The organism is Acinetobacter sp. KB005 (assembly GCF_049949095.1).
Taxonomy (GTDB): domain Bacteria; phylum Pseudomonadota; class Gammaproteobacteria; order Pseudomonadales; family Moraxellaceae; genus Acinetobacter; species Acinetobacter calcoaceticus.
Window position 1 is genome coordinate 1,707,086 of record NZ_CP188191.1, and the last position, 17,300, is coordinate 1,724,385.

Annotated in this window: 17 protein-coding genes, 4 tRNA genes and 1 riboswitch; of the genes, 6 read left to right on the forward strand and 15 right to left on the reverse strand. The window is 39.0% G+C overall.

The features are described 5' to 3' along the window. Window positions 1-40: 40 nt before the first annotated feature. Window positions 41-700, reverse strand: coding sequence for a 3,4-dihydroxy-2-butanone-4-phosphate synthase (gene ribB, locus ACPF64_RS08300; protein WP_005042709.1), 660 nt, complete (start codon window positions 698-700; stop codon window positions 41-43). Between the two features lie 90 nt (window positions 701-790). After that, a riboswitch (FMN riboswitch) is annotated at window positions 791-941 on the reverse strand. Window positions 942-1,118: 177 nt separating this feature from the next. Here ribB and ACPF64_RS08305 point away from each other — a divergent pair. Together ACPF64_RS08305 and ACPF64_RS08310 are read left to right on the forward strand one after the other, a co-directional pair. Continuing rightward, window positions 1,119-2,900 carry a DUF2157 domain-containing protein gene (locus ACPF64_RS08305; protein WP_005042706.1) on the forward strand — a complete coding sequence of 594 codons (1,782 nt, stop codon included), beginning with the start codon at window positions 1,119-1,121 and terminating at the stop codon, window positions 2,898-2,900. After that, window positions 2,900-3,451 carry a GDYXXLXY domain-containing protein gene (locus tag ACPF64_RS08310; protein WP_426455990.1) on the forward strand — a complete coding sequence of 184 codons (552 nt, stop codon included), beginning with the start codon at window positions 2,900-2,902 and terminating at the stop codon, window positions 3,449-3,451. Before ACPF64_RS08305 ends, ACPF64_RS08310 begins: the two co-directional genes overlap by 1 nt. Window positions 3,452-3,507: 56 nt before the next feature. Here ACPF64_RS08310 and panD read toward each other — a convergent pair whose 3' ends face one another. The 11 genes from panD to ACPF64_RS08365 form a co-directional block, all read right to left on the reverse strand. Then, window positions 3,508-3,888: an aspartate 1-decarboxylase gene (gene panD, locus ACPF64_RS08315; RefSeq protein ID WP_002120296.1), complete on the reverse strand. Its 381-nt coding sequence runs from the start codon at window positions 3,886-3,888 to the stop codon at window positions 3,508-3,510. Between the two features lie 131 nt (window positions 3,889-4,019). Then, on the reverse strand, window positions 4,020-4,601 hold the full coding sequence (pth, locus tag ACPF64_RS08320; RefSeq protein ID WP_003653332.1) for an aminoacyl-tRNA hydrolase: 582 nt from the start codon (window positions 4,599-4,601) through the stop codon (window positions 4,020-4,022). Between the two features lie 20 nt (window positions 4,602-4,621). Then, window positions 4,622-4,918: a 50S ribosomal protein L25 gene (rplY, locus tag ACPF64_RS08325; protein WP_004641581.1), complete on the reverse strand. Its 297-nt coding sequence runs from the start codon at window positions 4,916-4,918 to the stop codon at window positions 4,622-4,624. Between the two features lie 95 nt (window positions 4,919-5,013). Continuing rightward, window positions 5,014-5,964, reverse strand: coding sequence for a ribose-phosphate pyrophosphokinase (locus ACPF64_RS08330; RefSeq protein ID WP_003653329.1), 951 nt, complete (start codon window positions 5,962-5,964; stop codon window positions 5,014-5,016). A 36-nt stretch (window positions 5,965-6,000) separates the two neighbouring features. Further along, window positions 6,001-6,075 (reverse strand) — tRNA-Gln (locus ACPF64_RS08335). A 91-nt stretch (window positions 6,076-6,166) separates the two neighbouring features. Then, window positions 6,167-6,241 (reverse strand) — tRNA-Gln (locus tag ACPF64_RS08340). A gap of 20 nt (window positions 6,242-6,261) precedes the next feature. Then, window positions 6,262-6,336 (reverse strand) — tRNA-Gln (locus tag ACPF64_RS08345). 26 nt (window positions 6,337-6,362) lie between these two features. After that, window positions 6,363-6,437, reverse strand: a tRNA-Gln gene (locus ACPF64_RS08350). Further along, entirely contained in the window at window positions 6,436-7,269 is an 834-nt protein-coding gene (ispE, locus tag ACPF64_RS08355; RefSeq protein ID WP_426455992.1) for a 4-(cytidine 5'-diphospho)-2-C-methyl-D-erythritol kinase, read from the reverse strand. The genes ACPF64_RS08350 and ispE overlap by 2 nt, the downstream gene beginning before the upstream one ends. 18 nt (window positions 7,270-7,287) lie before the next feature. Beyond that, window positions 7,288-7,866: a lipoprotein insertase outer membrane protein LolB gene (lolB, locus tag ACPF64_RS08360; protein WP_003653326.1), complete on the reverse strand. Its 579-nt coding sequence runs from the start codon at window positions 7,864-7,866 to the stop codon at window positions 7,288-7,290. A 4-nt stretch (window positions 7,867-7,870) separates the two neighbouring features. Then, on the reverse strand, window positions 7,871-9,580 hold the full coding sequence (locus ACPF64_RS08365; protein ID WP_004641588.1) for a tetratricopeptide repeat protein: 1,710 nt from the start codon (window positions 9,578-9,580) through the stop codon (window positions 7,871-7,873). A gap of 88 nt (window positions 9,581-9,668) precedes the next feature. On the opposite strand from ACPF64_RS08365, the gene hemA reads away from it, so the two are divergent. Beyond that, window positions 9,669-10,952: a glutamyl-tRNA reductase gene (gene hemA / locus ACPF64_RS08370; RefSeq protein WP_426455993.1), complete on the forward strand. Its 1,284-nt coding sequence runs from the start codon at window positions 9,669-9,671 to the stop codon at window positions 10,950-10,952. Here hemA and ACPF64_RS08375 read toward each other — a convergent pair. Beyond that, entirely contained in the window at window positions 10,949-12,817 is a 1,869-nt protein-coding gene (locus tag ACPF64_RS08375; protein WP_426455994.1) for a DNA primase, read from the reverse strand. The genes hemA and ACPF64_RS08375 overlap by 4 nt on opposite strands. Window positions 12,818-12,973: 156 nt before the next feature. Next, window positions 12,974-14,137 carry an outer membrane protein assembly factor BamD gene (locus ACPF64_RS08380; RefSeq protein WP_426455995.1) on the reverse strand — a complete coding sequence of 388 codons (1,164 nt, stop codon included), beginning with the start codon at window positions 14,135-14,137 and terminating at the stop codon, window positions 12,974-12,976. 71 nt (window positions 14,138-14,208) lie between these two features. Between ACPF64_RS08380 and rluD the strand changes: the two genes are divergently transcribed. The 3 genes from rluD (at window position 14,209) to ACPF64_RS08395 (ending at window position 16,753) form a co-directional block, all read left to right on the forward strand. Next, window positions 14,209-15,261, forward strand: coding sequence for a 23S rRNA pseudouridine(1911/1915/1917) synthase RluD (gene rluD, locus ACPF64_RS08385; RefSeq protein ID WP_045436676.1), 1,053 nt, complete (start codon window positions 14,209-14,211; stop codon window positions 15,259-15,261). A gap of 10 nt (window positions 15,262-15,271) precedes the next feature. Continuing rightward, window positions 15,272-16,009, forward strand: coding sequence for a peptidoglycan editing factor PgeF (pgeF, locus tag ACPF64_RS08390; protein ID WP_426455996.1), 738 nt, complete (start codon window positions 15,272-15,274; stop codon window positions 16,007-16,009). A 192-nt stretch (window positions 16,010-16,201) separates the two neighbouring features. Beyond that, on the forward strand, window positions 16,202-16,753 hold the full coding sequence (locus ACPF64_RS08395) for a flavodoxin family protein (RefSeq protein WP_042898559.1): 552 nt from the start codon (window positions 16,202-16,204) through the stop codon (window positions 16,751-16,753). Window positions 16,754-16,799: 46 nt separating this feature from the next. Here ACPF64_RS08395 and smpB read toward each other — a convergent pair whose 3' ends face one another. Then, complete coding sequence (gene smpB / locus ACPF64_RS08400; RefSeq protein WP_004641603.1) at window positions 16,800-17,276, reverse strand: SsrA-binding protein SmpB; 477 nt, start codon at window positions 17,274-17,276, stop codon at window positions 16,800-16,802. Window positions 17,277-17,300: the final 24 nt, after the last annotated feature.

Here is a 17,300-nt window from a genome sequence, read left to right on the forward strand (position 1 = left end):
TTGAAGGTTTGGCTTTTATCTAAAGCCAAACCTTTTTTATTTAAATACCGTGTTGTTGGCGGTATTGAACAAGTTCTTCAATCGTAATCACGGTTAAATGATGAGTTTGGGCATATGCCAAAACTTGAATACCTGATGCCATCGTGCCATCTGGGTTGGTTAGTTCACATAACACGCCAGCAGGTTTAAGCCCTGCTAGTCTTGCTAGATCAATTGTTCCCTCAGTATGACCTCGGCGAGTCAGTACTCCTCCAGTACGTGCACGTAAAGGAAAAACATGGCCCGGACGGTTAAGATCACTTGGAACAGCACCATCTTTAATTGCAGTTTGAATGGTAGTAACGCGGTCTTTAGCCGAAACACCAGTCGTAACACCTTGAGCTGCTTCAATGGTCACTGTAAAAGCGGTATGAAACTGGCTTGAGTTTTGAGAAACCATTGGGGGAAGTTCTAAATGATCTGCTAACTCTTCTGTAAGGCATAAACATACAATACCTGAGCCATCACGAATCATACGTGCCATGGTTTCAACAGTTAGAGTTTCGGCTGCGATAATTAAATCTGCTTCATTTTCACGATCGAAGTCATCCATAACCAAGACAGGTTTGCCTTGACGGATATCTTCTAATGCTTGTTGAATACGTTGTTCAGCAGGAGAGAGGGCTGAGAAAAAAAGTTCTGGTTGAATTAAGCTAGACATAATGAAACGCTCTCGTAAAAATACGGTTGAACATTTCAGGACTGATGTAAAAACAGGCTGGCGCTGAAATAAAACGGATTTATCCCAGTTCGTCGTCTTCTTTCATCCGGACTATACCGTCGGCTTTGGAGTTTCACCAAATCTGCTCAAATCATAAAATTTAAGCTCGTGGGCTTGTTAATTTATCAATAAAAATTAACTTTACCACCGGTGGGGAATTACACCCCGCCCTGAAGCGATGGGTTTTATTATAGCGCGCTTGATAAAATTGGCTAGATGCTTTTGTAGAATGCTAAGTTTCTTTATGAATAAGTATTTTCACAAATGGAAATAGGCTTTTTAACAAGAGCTTACTTGTTGATATGAAAATGGAATGCTATGTTTTTTTATAGAAAATTATAAATAAAATAGGTGTTTCATGCAGATAAGAGATGATTATCCCCTTAGGAATACTTTATTTATTCAGCATCTCCATATTTTTAGTTATGTATTTATGGCGGTCAGTATTCTTTATTTAATTGCTGCTAATTGGTTAATGCTTCCAGACAGCATTCAGCTAGCCATCCCACCACTTATATTACTTGTGACAGCATGGATCAGTATAAAAGATACCTTAAGTGAAGGAGTTAGGCAGACTTTACATGGTATTTGCGGCTTGATGGTAGGCTTAAGTTTGGCTGTAATCGGGCAGGTCTATCAAACTGGAGCAGACAGTTATTTACTTTTCCTGATTTGGACATTGCTGTTATTACCTTGGCTATATCGACCCAATATTGGAATCTTTGCTTTAATTTGTATTACTAGCCAACTTACACTTTTTTTATTTTTTAAGCAGACCTTTTGGTTAGAAAAGTTTCCTTATTTATATCTGTTTGCTTTAAATTTATTAAGCCTTATAGAATTTTGGGTATGTATAAAGAAGTATCGTGCTTTACGTTTCGTCTTTATCGTTTGGTTTGCAGTCATTTCGATAATTGGAATGATCCAATATTTATCTGGTGAAAATATTCCTTATCTGATCTCGGCTTTCTTTTCAGGAATAATCGGTTTTTATTATTTCTTCAAAAAAGATGATCAATTATGTGCCAGCTTAATGGCTGCTGTTCTTGGCGTGACTGCAACAATATGGCTTGTAGATAGGATCAATGACTTATTTAAAGATTCAAATGAGTTCATTTTTTTATTCATTGCAGGCATTATTTTTATCTGGTTTGCGCTGATTAGTTATTTTTTAATAAAAATTTTTCGTCAAAGCCGCTTTTATATAATTCCTTTAGCTATTGGAGCTTGGCTTGCTGGCCTAGCACTCGCGGCTTTTACATTAGTATTTTGGGAAGCTGTTTCTTTAATTATTGGAGTTATTTTTGTTTGTATAGCTTCTATTTTATTGAAAAAATCTCAACACTACTTTTTTCGGCAATTTGCCTATTGTTTATTCATAAGTGGTCAGACTGCTTTTTTGTTTCATCTAGAGTCTGAAACAGATCAGATGTTATGGGTGCTAATAGCACAGATTTTTATTCTCTGTATAAGTTATTTTTTTAAACCCCATTGGTTCTTTATTTTAATTCAAATGCTTGCTACTTATGGCATAGCATTTATTTACTTACTACAAATGGACCATTCATTGTGGTCAGTAAACTCCACTCAGACTTATTTAAATTTAACACTGCTCAGCTATTTTGTTTTTAGTTTGGTGTTCTTGCCGAAGGCTAAATCGATAGTTCAATATGAGCGTAGTATCTATTTATGTGTGCTTGCGGTAGTTGTAGTAGCTACTTTCTTTGATACTTTTATGGGACTAGTTTTAGATAGTTCGGAAGATCGGCAGATATGGATTTTCTATTTATTACCTAGTCTTTGGTTGCTTTGCTTTAGTATTTTTTATTTGTATAAGCAGTTGTATGGAGTAGTGTTTCTCGCATTCTTACTTTTTGGTGTATTGCTCATTGCACTTGGCTATTTTGAAGTTTTCATTTTATTTATCATTCTAACATGGGCGATAAAAAAGAAAGATTATATTGTTTATGGTGTCACTCTAGCAGTATTTGTTTTAGTACTTTGGCAGCTTTATTACAACTTACAAATAACTTTTTTGGCAAAGAGTGCATCGATTTTGATTTCTGGTCTTGTTCTATGGGCTTTATATTGGTTGCTCCACCAAGAAAATCAACGCCATCTTATTGAAGGAGAAAAATAATGAAGAAATATTTTTCTCTTATTCTGGCTATAGCTACCACATTATTTTTTGTGGGATTGATAGCGAAAAATGAATGGCATCTGGATCATAGTAAAAGTATTTTTATTGAGCTTAAGCCAGTTGATCCGCGTTCAATTTTACAAGGTGACTATATGGCACTGGCTTATGAGTTAAATTTACAATCTCTTAAAGCTCTTGCAGGAAGTGAGAGTGAGGCTCTAGATCAGGTAATTTTTAATCATTCTTCTGTTCCAGCAAAAGTTATTTTGGATTCACAAAATCGATTAGTTCGTACAATTTTAGATATTAACAATTCATTTGTTGGGCAAAGTTTAATTTTAAAAAATCCTGAAAATCGTTTACAGGCTTTATATCCCGCTTCACGAAGTTTCTTGTTTGCCGAAGGTCTAGCTCAATGCTATCAGAAAGCAAAGTATGCTGAATTTAAGGTAAATACAAAAGGAGAGGCGATTCTGTTTGATTTGCGAGGAGAGGGGCTTCAACCATTAAATTGCAAACAGCAAAAGAACTGGTGGGAAGGAACGATTTAGGATTTATAAAATGATAAAAGCCCGTCAATGCGGGCTTTTTTTATTCTTAGAATAAATTAGGCAACTTGAACAGGAATACAATTCGCTGTGTGGTTGACTGTATTATTTGGGTTAGCATAGACCAAACGTGGTTTATGAATATTTGCTTCAGCTTCAGTAAAATCACCAAATGTAGCAATAATCACTAAATCACCGACATCTGCTTGATGTGCAGCGCCACCATTTACTGAAATAATTCCAGAGTTATCTTCACCACGAATAGCATAGGTCGTGAAGCGTTTGCCATTGGTTACATTCCAAACATGAATTTCTTCATATTCACGAATACCAGCTAAGTCCATCAATACGCCATCAATTGCACAAGAACCTTCATAGTGAAGTTCAGCATGGGTTACAACTGCGCGGTGAATTTTGCATTTTAATAAACGAGATAGCATGGCTAGCGTCTCCTGAGTAGACCTAAGAGTAAGATCTTATGGTGAAATCTTTAGCTTTTGCTGTTGGCAAAGTGGCTGATGCGCATTTTGCTCCTAAAAAAGCAAGATAGCAAGCTTGATTGTTCAACAATTTAAGTTGGTTTATACGCATTAATTTGATTCATGGCCTGTGGAACTTGTCCTTGAACAAGTAATTTTACTTTAGAAAGGGCATGATCAATTGCTGCATCCATCAGACTTTGTTCACTACTTGGTGCTTTCCCAAGTACATGACCTGAAACTCGCTCTTTTGAGCCAGGATGTCCGATACCAATACGTAAACGATGAAAATTTGGACCAATATGAGGGACAATGTCACGTAAACCGTTATGACCACCATGTCCTCCGCCTGTTTTTAGACGAATTACACCAGGGTTCATATCAAGTTCATCATGAGCAATCAAAATTGCTTCAGGAGCAATTTGATAAAATTTTGCAAATGGAACTACACTTTGTCCAGAACGGTTCATAAATGTAGTGGGTAGAAGTAGACGGACATCGTGTCCTTCTATATTACCACGTCCGCTGATTCCGTGAAATTTCGGATCATTTTTTAATGTAATGCCATATTTATTAGCAAGCTGTTCAATGAACCAAAAGCCTGCATTATGGCGGGTTTGGGCATATTCTGAACCAGGATTGCCCAAACCAACAATTAGCGAAATATTTGACACTAATCTACGCCTTTCAACACTTATGCGCGTTTGAAGTCAGCGTGCATAGGAGTGTTTTTAGCTGGGTGACGTTGTAACGCTTGGATTTTAACGTTTTCAACTTTGTCGCCAACTTGGATTTCTATAACTTCTTCAAAGAAAGCATTGTTTTCTAAAGCTTTTACAAGCTGACGAAGTTCTAAAGTAATAGCTACAGGCTCAGCATTGCCACCATAAATGATAGCTGGAATTAATGCTTCGTGACGAAGGCGGCGGCTCGCACCTTTCCCTTGTTTGTCTTCAGCACGCGCTTGAGCGTTTAATACGAAGTTTGACATGAGTAAATCCTCATTAAAGTTAAATAGACTAAACTTGCGACCAGTTTAGTGATAGAAAACCCCAGCCAAGGCCAGGGTTCATAAAAGCTGCGGTATTATAAACTATCGAACATCGCACTGATAGATTCTTCGTTATTAATACGACGAATCGTTTCAGCAACCATGCTAGCAACAGAAACCTGACGGATTTTGCCCAAGGTTAATGCTTCTTCAGAAAGAGGAATAGTGTCAGTGACAACTAATTCATCAATAACTGAATTACGTAAGTTTTCAATAGCCTTGCCAGAAAGTACAGGGTGAGTTGCGTATGCAACTACACGGCGTGCACCAAATTGCTTAAGCGCATCAGCTGCTTTACACAATGTACCGGCAGTATCAACCATGTCATCTACGATAACGCAATCACGATCTTTTACGTCACCAATTAAATGCATAACTTGCGATTCATTGGCTTTTTGACGACGTTTATCAATAATTGCTAAATCGATGTCACCCATCTGTTTGGCAACGGCACGAGCACGTACTACGCCACCAACGTCAGGAGAAACTACCATAAGGTTATCATGCGATTGTTGACGTAAGTCAGCAAGCAAAGCAGGAGTACCATAGATGTTGTCGACTGGAATATCGAAGAAACCCTGAATTTGGTCAGCATGTAAGTCAATCATTACGACACGATCAATACCAACAGTGGTAAGCATGTCTGCAACAACTTTAGCTGTAATCGGCACACGTGCAGAACGTGGGCGACGGTCTTGGCGAGCATAACCAAAATACGGGATAACGGCTGTAATACGACCAGCACTTGCACGACGCAAAGCATCTGCCATAACCAAGATTTCCATAAGGTTATCATTGGTAGGGGCACAAGTAGGCTGAACGATAAATACGTCTTTACCACGAACATTTTCAGTAATTTCTACTGAAATTTCTCCATCAGAAAAGTGACCGACTGATGCAGCACCTAGAGGGATATGTAAGTGACTTACGACTTTTTGAGCGAACTGTGGATGAGCATTTCCACTAAAAACGACAAGATTGGGCATGAAGCACCCTTGGCGGTTGGTATGTAATTAAATAGATGGCAGGGGCGGCTGGATTCGAACCAACGGATGCCGAGATCAAAACCCGGTGCCTTACCACTTGGCGACGCCCCTAATGCGGCAGAACTTTAATATTTTTGCAATGCAATGTCAAGATGAATCAACAAAAAGCATAGCAATTAAGTCTGTCTTTAAAATAAGAGAATGGCAGGGGCGGCTGGATTCGAACCAACGGATGCCGAGATCAAAACCCGGTGCCTTACCACTTGGCGACGCCCCTAAATTCGATGATATATATGATGGCAGGGGCGGCTGGATTCGAACCAACGGATGCCGAGATCAAAACCCGGTGCCTTACCACTTGGCGACGCCCCTAATATAATCATCATTACAGGTGAGGTTGGCAGGGGCGGCTGGATTCGAACCAACGGATGCCGAGATCAAAACCCGGTGCCTTACCACTTGGCGACGCCCCTAACGTGTAACCTTAAAATGATTAAGAGGAGATTCTTTTAAACTATTTACCAAGTAAGATTTACATGGTGAATGTTTAAGAATTTCATCAATATTCATTTCATTCGTTACTTCAATAAAAACACAAGCACCTGTACCTGTAAGCTTTGCTTGACCAAACTGATCTAAATATTGCATTGCTTCTTCTACTTCAGGGTATAACTGTCGGGCCAATGGCTCAAAGTTATTTCTAAAATTAGAAGGTTCTAACTGATAGGCGCAAAATTTAGTGGTCTTAGAGTCTCTTGTCAATGTTTTTTGTGAAAAAAGCAATTGAGTGCTGATAAAACAATCAGGTTTTAAAATAATGAACTGTTTTTGATCTAAGTCTATGAATGATAAATGTTCACCAATACCTTCAGCCCATGCATTTTTACCATAAATAAAAATAGGAACATCGGCACCGAGCTTTACGCCATAGTCTGCAAGTTGTTCTTGATTCAGACCACATTTCCATAATTGATTTAACACAATCAGGGTTGTGGCAGCATTGGATGAACCTCCGCCTAAACCCGCACCCATTGGAATATTTTTTTCAATTTTGATGTTTAGACCGCAGAATTTTTTTGCATGCGGTCTTAGTATTTGAGCAGCCCGATAAATCAGGTTTTCTTCAGGTCGAACTTCACTCAATCCATCAATTTTGATTTGTTCATCCAAAGTCGGTGTAAATGTCATCCAGTCATATAAATCAATGAGTTGGAAAATGGTTTGTAATTCATGATAACCATTTTCACGACGTCCTGTAATATGCAAAAACAGGTTGAGCTTAGCTGGAGAAGAGACTCGAATCATAGATTTATATAATTAGACTTAGCGGTTTTGGATGACCATTGTAATACGGTTTTCTTTATCTTCAGCAAGAGCTTGCTTTAAAACCAGTTTGTTTGGCAAAGTTTGTTCACCATCGTAACTGAAATTAACTGTCCAGCCGTCTTCAATGAGTTGGTTTACACGATTTTCATTATCTTTACTAATTTGAGCACTTAAAGTTGCAGGTTTAGCCAAAATCCAGCTCGTTAAATGAGTAATGGGTGCTTGCCAACCAGTTGCACGCTCTAAAAGTTCTTCTGGAGAGGCTGCAGTAATTAACCCTGTTTTAGCACTATTTAACTTCACTTCACCAGGTTTACCCTGAATTTGGGTTTTTCCTACACCCAAAATGCCGCTTAATTCAATATCAAAATTATCTTGTTGTTGAACCCACGTGAAAAATGCACTACCGGTTTGCTGTGGCGTACGAACTCCGATCTTACCTTGTAAATTAAAGTGTTTTTCATCTTGAACTTGCTGGGTAACCGCGGGTTTAGGTTGAGTAAAATGCTGACAACCGGTTAGAAATAATACACTTGATCCACAGATCGCTGTGCACAGTTGGGCAAATTTGCTCATATATTTAACTCTTTTTTGCAGATGTAGGTAAAATTAACGCATCAAGCTGTTGTAATTGTGGATCATTGGCATGTTTTTGTTTCAGTTGTTGTAACACAGCGCTAAATTGAGTTAATGATCCTTGCATATACAGGGCTTTAGCATAACGAACGCCAATATTTACATTATGGCTGAGTTCATAAGCTTTGCCTAAAGCTTCTGCTGCACCTTCATAATCATTCTGTAAAAATGCAATATAGCCAAGCGTATCTAGAATTGAGGCCTGTTCTGGCGCATATTCTAAGGCTTGTTCTGCATATTGACGTGCTTCTTTCAACCTACGGTTTTGTAAGGCTAGTGTATAGGCATATGCATTTAGATAAGTTGGGCTATTAGGTTCAAGTTGTAATAATTGCTTTAATGTTTTGTCGAGTTTATCGCGGTCAGTATATGGATCAAGTAATAAAACTTCTGCGTAAATGAGTTCCGGATCATCCGGTAAATTCTTTATCGCTTCATCTAATAAATTTAAGGCAGCTTTTTTATTGCCCATTTTCTTTAAAATTTCAGCTTGAGCTTGATATAAGAAACTTGCATGTTGAGGGTAATTTACGCGTTCTTGAGTGAGGAACCGTAAAGCATCGTGTAAATTATCCTGCTTATCATAAATCGCAATCAAATTACGTCTTGAAACAACGTATAAACTGCCATCAACTAAGCGATAGTAAGCTTTTGCTGATTCATAATGTTGTTTGCGTTCTGCATTAATTGCTAAGTAGTAATAAGCCTCATTTTGGTATTTTGCAGAGTTTCGTAGGTCAACAAGATATTGTTCTGCTTTGTCATATTGTTTTAAATCAATGCTGGTTAAGCCTGCAATAAACAATGCTTCTTCAGCTTTGGGATTAGCCTCTATAACGTTTTCAAGCTTTTCTAAAGCCAGTTGAGATTGATTAAGTTGTATAAGATAACGGATTTCAGCTAAACGAATATCTAAATTTTTCTTATATTTACGGCTGGACTTTGCATACCATTTAAGCGCACCTTCTTGATCGCTAAGAGCAATGAGTAGGTTTGCTTTCATTAAAATAAAGCTCGTCACTTTAGGACGTCGGCGTAGTGCCTTGTTAATGTTGGTTAGAGCAGATTCTAATTGGCCATTTTGGGCTTCTAGGTTGGCGATAAGAGCTAAAATAGAAGGGTTGTTTTTTTCAGAGCTAGAACGTAAAGCTGTTAATAATACTTCTCGATCTTGAGCATTCTCTGGGGCAATACTCGCTAAAATTTGTTCTAAATCGGCAGTAGGATCTATTTTTAAAATTTTATCTAATGTTTCAGCGGCAAGCTGGTATTCATGTGTTTTTAACGCAATATGTGACAAATAGAATAAAGCAGGTACATCTTTGGGTTCTTGGGCTACCCAATGTGTAGCAATGTTTAAAGCGGCTTGAAAATCATTATATTCAAGGGCAACATCTAAAGCTCGCTGTTTAATTGAAGTAGAGTTACTTTTGATTGCGAGTACTGTGTAATTGTGCAAAGCGTTAGGAATGTCATCATAAGCCAGAGCAAATTCAGCGACCATAGTTTGCTCTAATGCCTGATCAAATGAATGCACGGCATAGGTCTCTTGCACAGGGCGTGCATAGACATGCGAGGACATGCTACCTAACAATAAGAATGTGGTAGAATACTGTCTTATCGAAGCACCGTTAAAATTAATACGGCTATTCATTTGACGCAATTTTTATTGATCCAAAGTAATGCTTTTTATGACACCGATGTTGCACAATAGCATAAATTTAGCGAAATGATGATCTGATATGTCTTTCTTTGCATTGGGTGTCAACCATCAAACAGCTTCTGTCGAACTCCGCGAACAAATTGCTTTCAATGCAGAGCGATTAAGTCGTTTGCTTGCCGAACAAAACCATCACCAAAGCTTAAAGGATTTGGTGGTCGTCTCGACATGTAACCGTACAGAAGTTTATGCCATGGCGGAAAATGCCGAAAGCCTTCTGAAATGGTTAGCTGATGCCAATAATATTGATGTACAGCACTTAATTCATCATGTTTATCGTTACGAGAACACGCAGGCAATTACACATTTAATGCGAGTAGCGAGCGGCTTAGACTCTCTCATGCTCGGTGAGCCGCAAATTTTAGGGCAAGTTAAAAGTGCTTTGGCATTGTCTAAAGAAGCCCAAACGGTCTCTCCTGAATTAAACAGTGTTTTTGAATATGCTTTTTATGCAGCTAAACGTGTACGTTCCGAAACTGCGGTGGGCAGCCATGCCGTTTCGATGGGGTATGCGGTTGCACAATTAGCTTTACAGGTTTTTAGTAAGCCCGAAAAACTTACTGTGATGGTTGTTGCTGCGGGTGAAATGAATAGCTTGGTTGCTAAACATTTGGCTGAAATGGGCGTCGCCAAAATTATTATTTGTAATCGTAGCCGTGAGCGTGCTGATCAACTGGCTCAAGAGATTTCACATCAGGTTGAAGTTGAAATTATTGATTTTTCAGCATTGGCTGAAAATTTGTATCGTGCTGATGTTGTGTCGAGTTGTACTGGTAGTTTATATCAAGTAATTGCTTATCCTGATGTTAAGGCCGCATTAAAGAAACGTCGCTATCAACAAATGTTAATGGTTGATTTGGCTGTACCCCGTGATATAGATCCTAAAGTTGAAGCGCTTGATGGCGTCTATTTGTATGGTGTTGATGATTTACAAAGTGTGATTGAGGAAAACCTCGCTCAACGTCGTCAGGCAGCTGTTGAAGCGGAAGTGATGGTGAATCAATTAGCTACCCAGCTTATTACTCATCAAAAAGTTAAAGAGGCGGGCAGCACAATTCATGCTTATCGCCAACATAGTGAAGAAGTTAGCCAACAAGAGCTGACGAATGCATTAGAGGCTTTGCATCACGGTGAGAATGCTGAGCAGGTATTGCAGCAATTCGCGCATCGTTTGACGCAAAAGCTTATGCATCCAACATCTATCTTGCTACGCGAAGCTGCCAAGGCCGAAAATCCTGATTATTTTGAATGGTTACAACAGCATTTACAGGATGTGTTTGATCATGAGCGTAAGTCAAAGCATTAAGACAAGAGTCTTAAACTAATTTGTTTGGTTAATTCATTAAGCTGTTGTCTTAAATTTCGTGATTCAATGAGAGAAATCGGCGATTTAAGTTTCTGACGTAAATATCTTTCTTTTAGGCCTAAAGCATATTCTTGGGCTAATTTATCGGCCACTTCTGGTGCCTGCGTTAATGCCTGAATATTGGTTCTTTGCATAATATCGGCAATTTCATGGCAATAGCTGCTACAAGCACCCAATACATAATATGTTGCCAGCTCTTGGTCATCCGGTAAGTCATCAAAAATACGATTTAAAATTGCCAGTACTTTTGCTAATAATTCATCTTGATGAATATAGGCACGTAACCCTTCAAAATGAATATAAAGAAAAGGGTGGTGCATCAAAATTGCAATTGCAAAGTCTTCATCTTTAGTATGAATGTTAAATGAGAGCGAGGCATCATGGCTGATTTGTGGTGTAAAACGTTTACCCAGTCCGAGTTTTTCACGGAAAGATTGATTGAGTAAATAACGGAACGAACCCTGTTTGGGTAATAGTTCAGTCAGTTCTCGGAGTTCTCCCATGACCAAGCTTTTGCCTTCAGGGGTACTGATGTCATGTTGACCTGTTAAATGGGCAAAGACAAAATCAGACAAAAGAGGGGACTGTTGTAGTAGTTTTTGGAAATTTTCAAGCCCTTCACGACGGATCAGAGAATCGGGGTCATGGTCATTCGGTAGTACGAAAAATTTGAGTTCACGACCATCATTGAGAAGTGGTAAAGCAATTTCTAACGTTCTGCGTGCTGCTTTTTGCCCGGCAGCATCACCATCAAAAGCAATGGTAATACGGCTATTTTGTTTAAATAAAATATTAAGGTGTTCGGTATTACTTGCAGTCCCTAAAGTCGCTACAGCCCCTGTAATGCCATATTGCTGAAGTGCAATGACATCCATATAGCCTTCAACCATTAACCAGTCGCTAGATTTGAGTTTTCTACCTTCATAAAGCCCGTAAAGTAGCTGATTCTTGTGAAAGACCTCTGAGTCAGGCGAGTTAATGTATTTGGGTTTTATTTCATCATTTAAGGCACGTCCACCAAAACCAACGACGCGGCCTTTCGGGTCTCGAATCGGAAAAATCACACGGTCACGTAATAAGTCAAAATCACGACCATTATCGCTTGAACGAATAAGTCCTAGTTGCTTTAAACCATCAATGTCATAAGGAAAAGCTTTTTCTAGGTGTTGCCAATCTTCTGGTGCATAGCCTAAGCGCCAAAACTGAATCGTCTGATTAGTTAAGCCACGTTGCTTAAAGTAGTTTTTTGCTTTTTGACTGTTAGGTAATTGGTGTTCATAGAACTGGGCAATATTTTCCAGTAAGTCATATAAATTACCTTCTTGAACTGGTTCCTCAAAGTTGAAAGGCTGTTCAAATTGGGCAAAAGGGTCGTCAAAAAATACCGGTTCAAGCGTGTTGTAGCTTTCATCTATTGGTTGCTGAGGAACCACGGGCTCCGCCGTATTTGCTTTAGCAACTGGCGGCTTCATAACCTGACGGGTATAAGACAGTTTTTTGTTTTCAGTATTATCTTTGGGTAGTTCGACTCCAGCGCTACTCGATAACTCTTTCATTACATCTATAAAGTTTCGGTTATCAATGTCCATCAGAAAACGGATCGCGTTACCGTTGGCCTGACAGCCAAAGCAGTGATAATACTGCTTGTCTCGATAGACATGGAACGATGGAGATTTTTCTTGATGAAAAGGGCAACAGCCGGAATATGTACGTCCCGTCTTTTTCAGTTTCACACGCTGACCAATCAGATCGACAATATCTGTGCGATCTAAAATTTGATCAATCGTATGTTGTGGAATTGCCATAATTCAGATAACCGTATTAAAACTGATGAGAGAGTGATTCAGAATATTCTGACATGATGAGGCAAGATCTATCCAATAAATATTTTAATATTTTATAAAAACAAACAGGCAAGTGATATCACTTGCCTGTTTGTTGATGTTTTTTAAAGCTTAAACTTATTGAGCAGCGTCATCTACACCTTGTTTCGCATCATCTGATTGAGAATCAGTTGATGTATCTGTAGAGGTAGCAGCAGGAGCAACAGTTGTATTTTCTGCTGCTTGTGGCTCAGGTTTGTCTAATAAACCAAAGCTTAAACGGTTTGTCCAACTACGTTCTGATTTTGGTGCTTCAACTTGTGTTTGCTCTGGCTCAGCAGTTTCTTCTTTATCTGAATTGCCAATTAAACCGAAGCTAACACGATTAAGGAAGCCACGTTTTGGAGCTTCTGATTCACTTGTGCTTTCTGGTGTTGCTGCAGTAGATTCACGACCAAAAATACCTAGGGTCGCACGGTTAATCCAGTTGCCTTCTTTACGAGCAGCACGCATGTTAACTGTGCCGTCTTTTTTCACAAGACTAGGATAATTGAGTTTTAAAACTTCAATATATTGTTGTGAAGTTGCTTTATCGCCTAATTTGTCATAGCTGTATGCCAAAGTTGCTAAAGCTTCTGGAACTTGAGGAGTTTGTGGATAATGTTCAATTACCCATTGAGAACGCTCTGCAGCAGCGATCCAAGCTTTACGTTTAACATTAAAACGTGCAGCAGTCATTTCATTTTCAGCAAGTTCTTGTCCAATAAATTTCATGCGCTGAGCGGCGTCAACAGAATATTGGCTACTTGGGAAACGACGAATTAAATCAACAAAATTTTGATAAGCAACTTTTAAATAGCTCACATCACGATGAGATTGTTGCAAAGATGTATAGCGCATCAAACTATCGTAGTTTTGCTCCATATTCGCTACAGCACGAACATAATAAGCATAATCCACATTTGGATGCTGAGGATTTAAACGGATAAAACGTTCCGCTAAGGCAATCGCGCCTTCATAATCTTTTTGCTTAAATTTCGAATAGAGAAGTTCAAGTTGTGCTTGTTGTGCGTATTGTCCAGTCGGATAATAAGTATCGATTGCTTCTAAAGACTTAGTCGCATCAAGATATTGACCACGGTCAAGCGACTTTTGGGCCTTTTCGAAGTAAGCTTGTTCACTAGATTGTGGGCCACTATCGACCACTTCTTTTTTACTTGGATTGCTGCTACAGCCCACAAATGCAGACGCTAAACCTAAAGATAAGGCAAGCATCGTAATTTTATAACGTGGTAGCGACATAAAAACTCCTCTGTTATGTTGGGCAATGAGCTACAATTGCGCTATTAAACCACTTTTATCTCAATGATCAAATGACTTCAGCACAATCTTCAAACACAAACTTATCTGAAACCGACTTCAATTTACTTGAAGATTCTGAGGATGCAGATAACCATACTTCTGATACAACTGCAACACGTTTATCGTTGCAAGTTCAGCTAGATGAAAGCTATCTGGGACAACGTATCGATCAGGTAGCAGCCTTGGTGTGGAATGAGTTTTCACGTGAAAAGCTTAAACAATGGTTGAAGGATGGCCATCTGTTGGTGAATGGTAACATTGTCAAGCCAAAGCACCGTTGTGAAGGGACAGAACTGCTTACACTTGAAGTTGAGCTCGAAGCTCAGACCACGAGCCAACCTGAAAATATTCCACTTAATATTGTCTATGAAGATGACGACATTTTAGTCATCAATAAACCTGTCGGCATGGTAGTACATCCAGGGGCGGGCAATAGCTCTGGAACTTTAGTGAATGCCTTGCTTTATCATTTCCCAAAATTGTCTGAACTTTCTCGTGCGGGTTTAGTACATCGTATTGATAAAGATACCAGCGGTTTGTTAGTGGTTGCTAAAAGTCTTGAGGCACAATTTTCTTTAAGTAAACAATTGGCAAATAAATCGGTTTACCGTGTATACGACTTAGTTGTTTATGGAAATATTATTGCTGGCGGTACTATTGATGAACCTATCAAACGTCATCCAGTTGACCGTGTGAAAATGGCGATTTTACCGGGTGGGCGCGATGCAGTGACCCATTACAATGTAAAAGAACGCTTTAAAGATTTTACTCGCGTACAAGCTCGTCTTGAAACAGGTCGAACTCATCAAATTCGTGTGCACTTTAGTTATATCGGTTATGGGCTTATCGGCGATCAGATTTATATGAACCGTGTACGTGTACCTGCAGGGGCGTCTGAATTACTCATTGACACTTTACGTGGTTTTAAACGCCAAGCGTTGCATGCAGCTAAATTGGGCTTAAAACATCCTCGTACTGGTGAAGAAATGCTATTTGAAGCGCCGTGGCCTGAAGACTTTACACATTTAGTGAATGTGTTACGTTCAGAAAACGCTGCATATTAAGGACGCGTATATGGAATTTGTTCAAGGATTACCTCAAGGTGTATTTGTAGGGCAGACACGTGTTCAACATCATTTGGCATTACCAACGGATCAACTTGAGTTGTCTGGCTTTAATCTGGCTTTACATGTCAACGATGAGGCACAACGTGTTCAGCAACATCGCATGATATTGTTAGATGAGTTTGCCCAGTTCGGTGTTAAAAAAATGACATGGATGACTCAAACACATAGTACGATTTGCCATACAGTAAATGAACAAATTCCTTTTAATGCTTTAATTGGTGATGGTTTGGTCACTCAAACCAAAGGTCATGCTTTAATGATGATGACCGCTGATTGTTTACCTGTCGTGTTAGGAAATGCCGAAGGTACGGAAGTCGCAAATTTGCATGCGGGTTGGCGCGGTTTAGCTGGCGGCATTATTGAAAATACAGTTGCCGCTATGCAGAACCCTCCAGCTTGGGCATGGTTAGGAGCTGCGATTAGTCAACCTTGTTTTGAAATTGGGGCCGAAGTAAAGGCTGCTTTTTGTGATAAATATCCAGAGTTAGAAACAGCTTTTGTTGAGGGGGCAGCTCCAAATAAATTTCATGCAGATTTATATGCAATTGCGCGTTTTATTTTGCAGAGTTTAGGTGTGAAACAGGTTTTAGGTGGAGATCAATGTTCTTATCAACAGAGCGATGATTATTTTTCCTATCGCCGTGATACGAAGACTGGACGTATGGCTACCTTTGTTTTTATATAAGCTTTATAAACATAAGTAAATTCACTCTCTTATTTTGTCGTAATTAAACAGAATAAGAGAGTTTTTATTGAGTTTGAAAATATTACAATTGTGAACCGTATTGAAACGCTTGTATTTCATATTTATAGATGTAGGTTTAGCAAGCGCTAATAAAATGATAAAATAGAAAAAATCGCTCAAAATTTTAATCTTATGTCTTTGCCTGAAAAACATCTCTCTATTGTCTACCACAGTCCATATGGTCATACCGCCAAGGTAGCTTTCGCTATTGCTGCTGGTGCAGAGGTGATGGGGGTAAAAGTACATCTAATGAATATTGAGCATATTGATTGGGATGCGCTTGATGCATCACAAGGCATTATTTTCGGATCTCCTACCTATATGGGAAGTATGACTGCCGACTTTAAAAAGTTTATGGACAGTACTTCTAAGCGTTGGAAAGAGCGCTTATGGCAAGGCAAGCTTGCGGCTGGCTTTGCAAATTCGGGCGGATTGAGTGGCGATAAACTAGCGGTATTACAACAATTAAATATTTTTGCCATGCAACATGGCATGTTGTGGTCAGGTTTGCCTTTAATGACCACAGGGCATAGTGAAAAAGATTTAAATAGACTATCGAGTTGTTTAGGTTTAATGACACAGTCAGATAACGCCCCTGTTGAAGTTACTCCCCCACAAGGTGACTTAGATACAGCTAAGTGGTTTGGTGAATATATTGCTGGGCTTTTGTATAGATTAAATTAATAAATTTCATAACAAAAAAGCCTCTAAAAAGAGGCTTTTTATTAAATTATTTATGAAATATACGAGCTTTATCACGTTGCCAGTCACGGTCTTTTTCAGTTGCACGTTTGTCGTGAAGTTGTTTACCTTTCACAAGTGCAATTTCTAGTTTGACTAAATGACCTTTCCAGTAACACGCCAAAGGAACGCATGAGTAACCTTTTTGGTTAACTGCACCCATTAGGTGTTCAAGCTGACGTCTGGAGAGCAATAACTTACGGGTACGTGTTGCTTCAGGTACCACATGGGTCGAAGCCGATAATAAAGGCTGAATTTGTGAGCCAAGTAAAAATGCTTCGCCATTCTTGAAAATGACATAACTTTCCGTCAAAGTCATGCGCCCAGCACGTAAGGATTTTACTTCCCAACCTTGAAGTGACATACCCGCTTCAAATTTTTCTTCGATAAAATAATCATGACGGGCACGTTTATTTTGTGCGATTGTTCCGCCATTATGTTTCTTTACTACTGTTGCTTTCGCCATAATTCAAACTTCCACAATTATGCC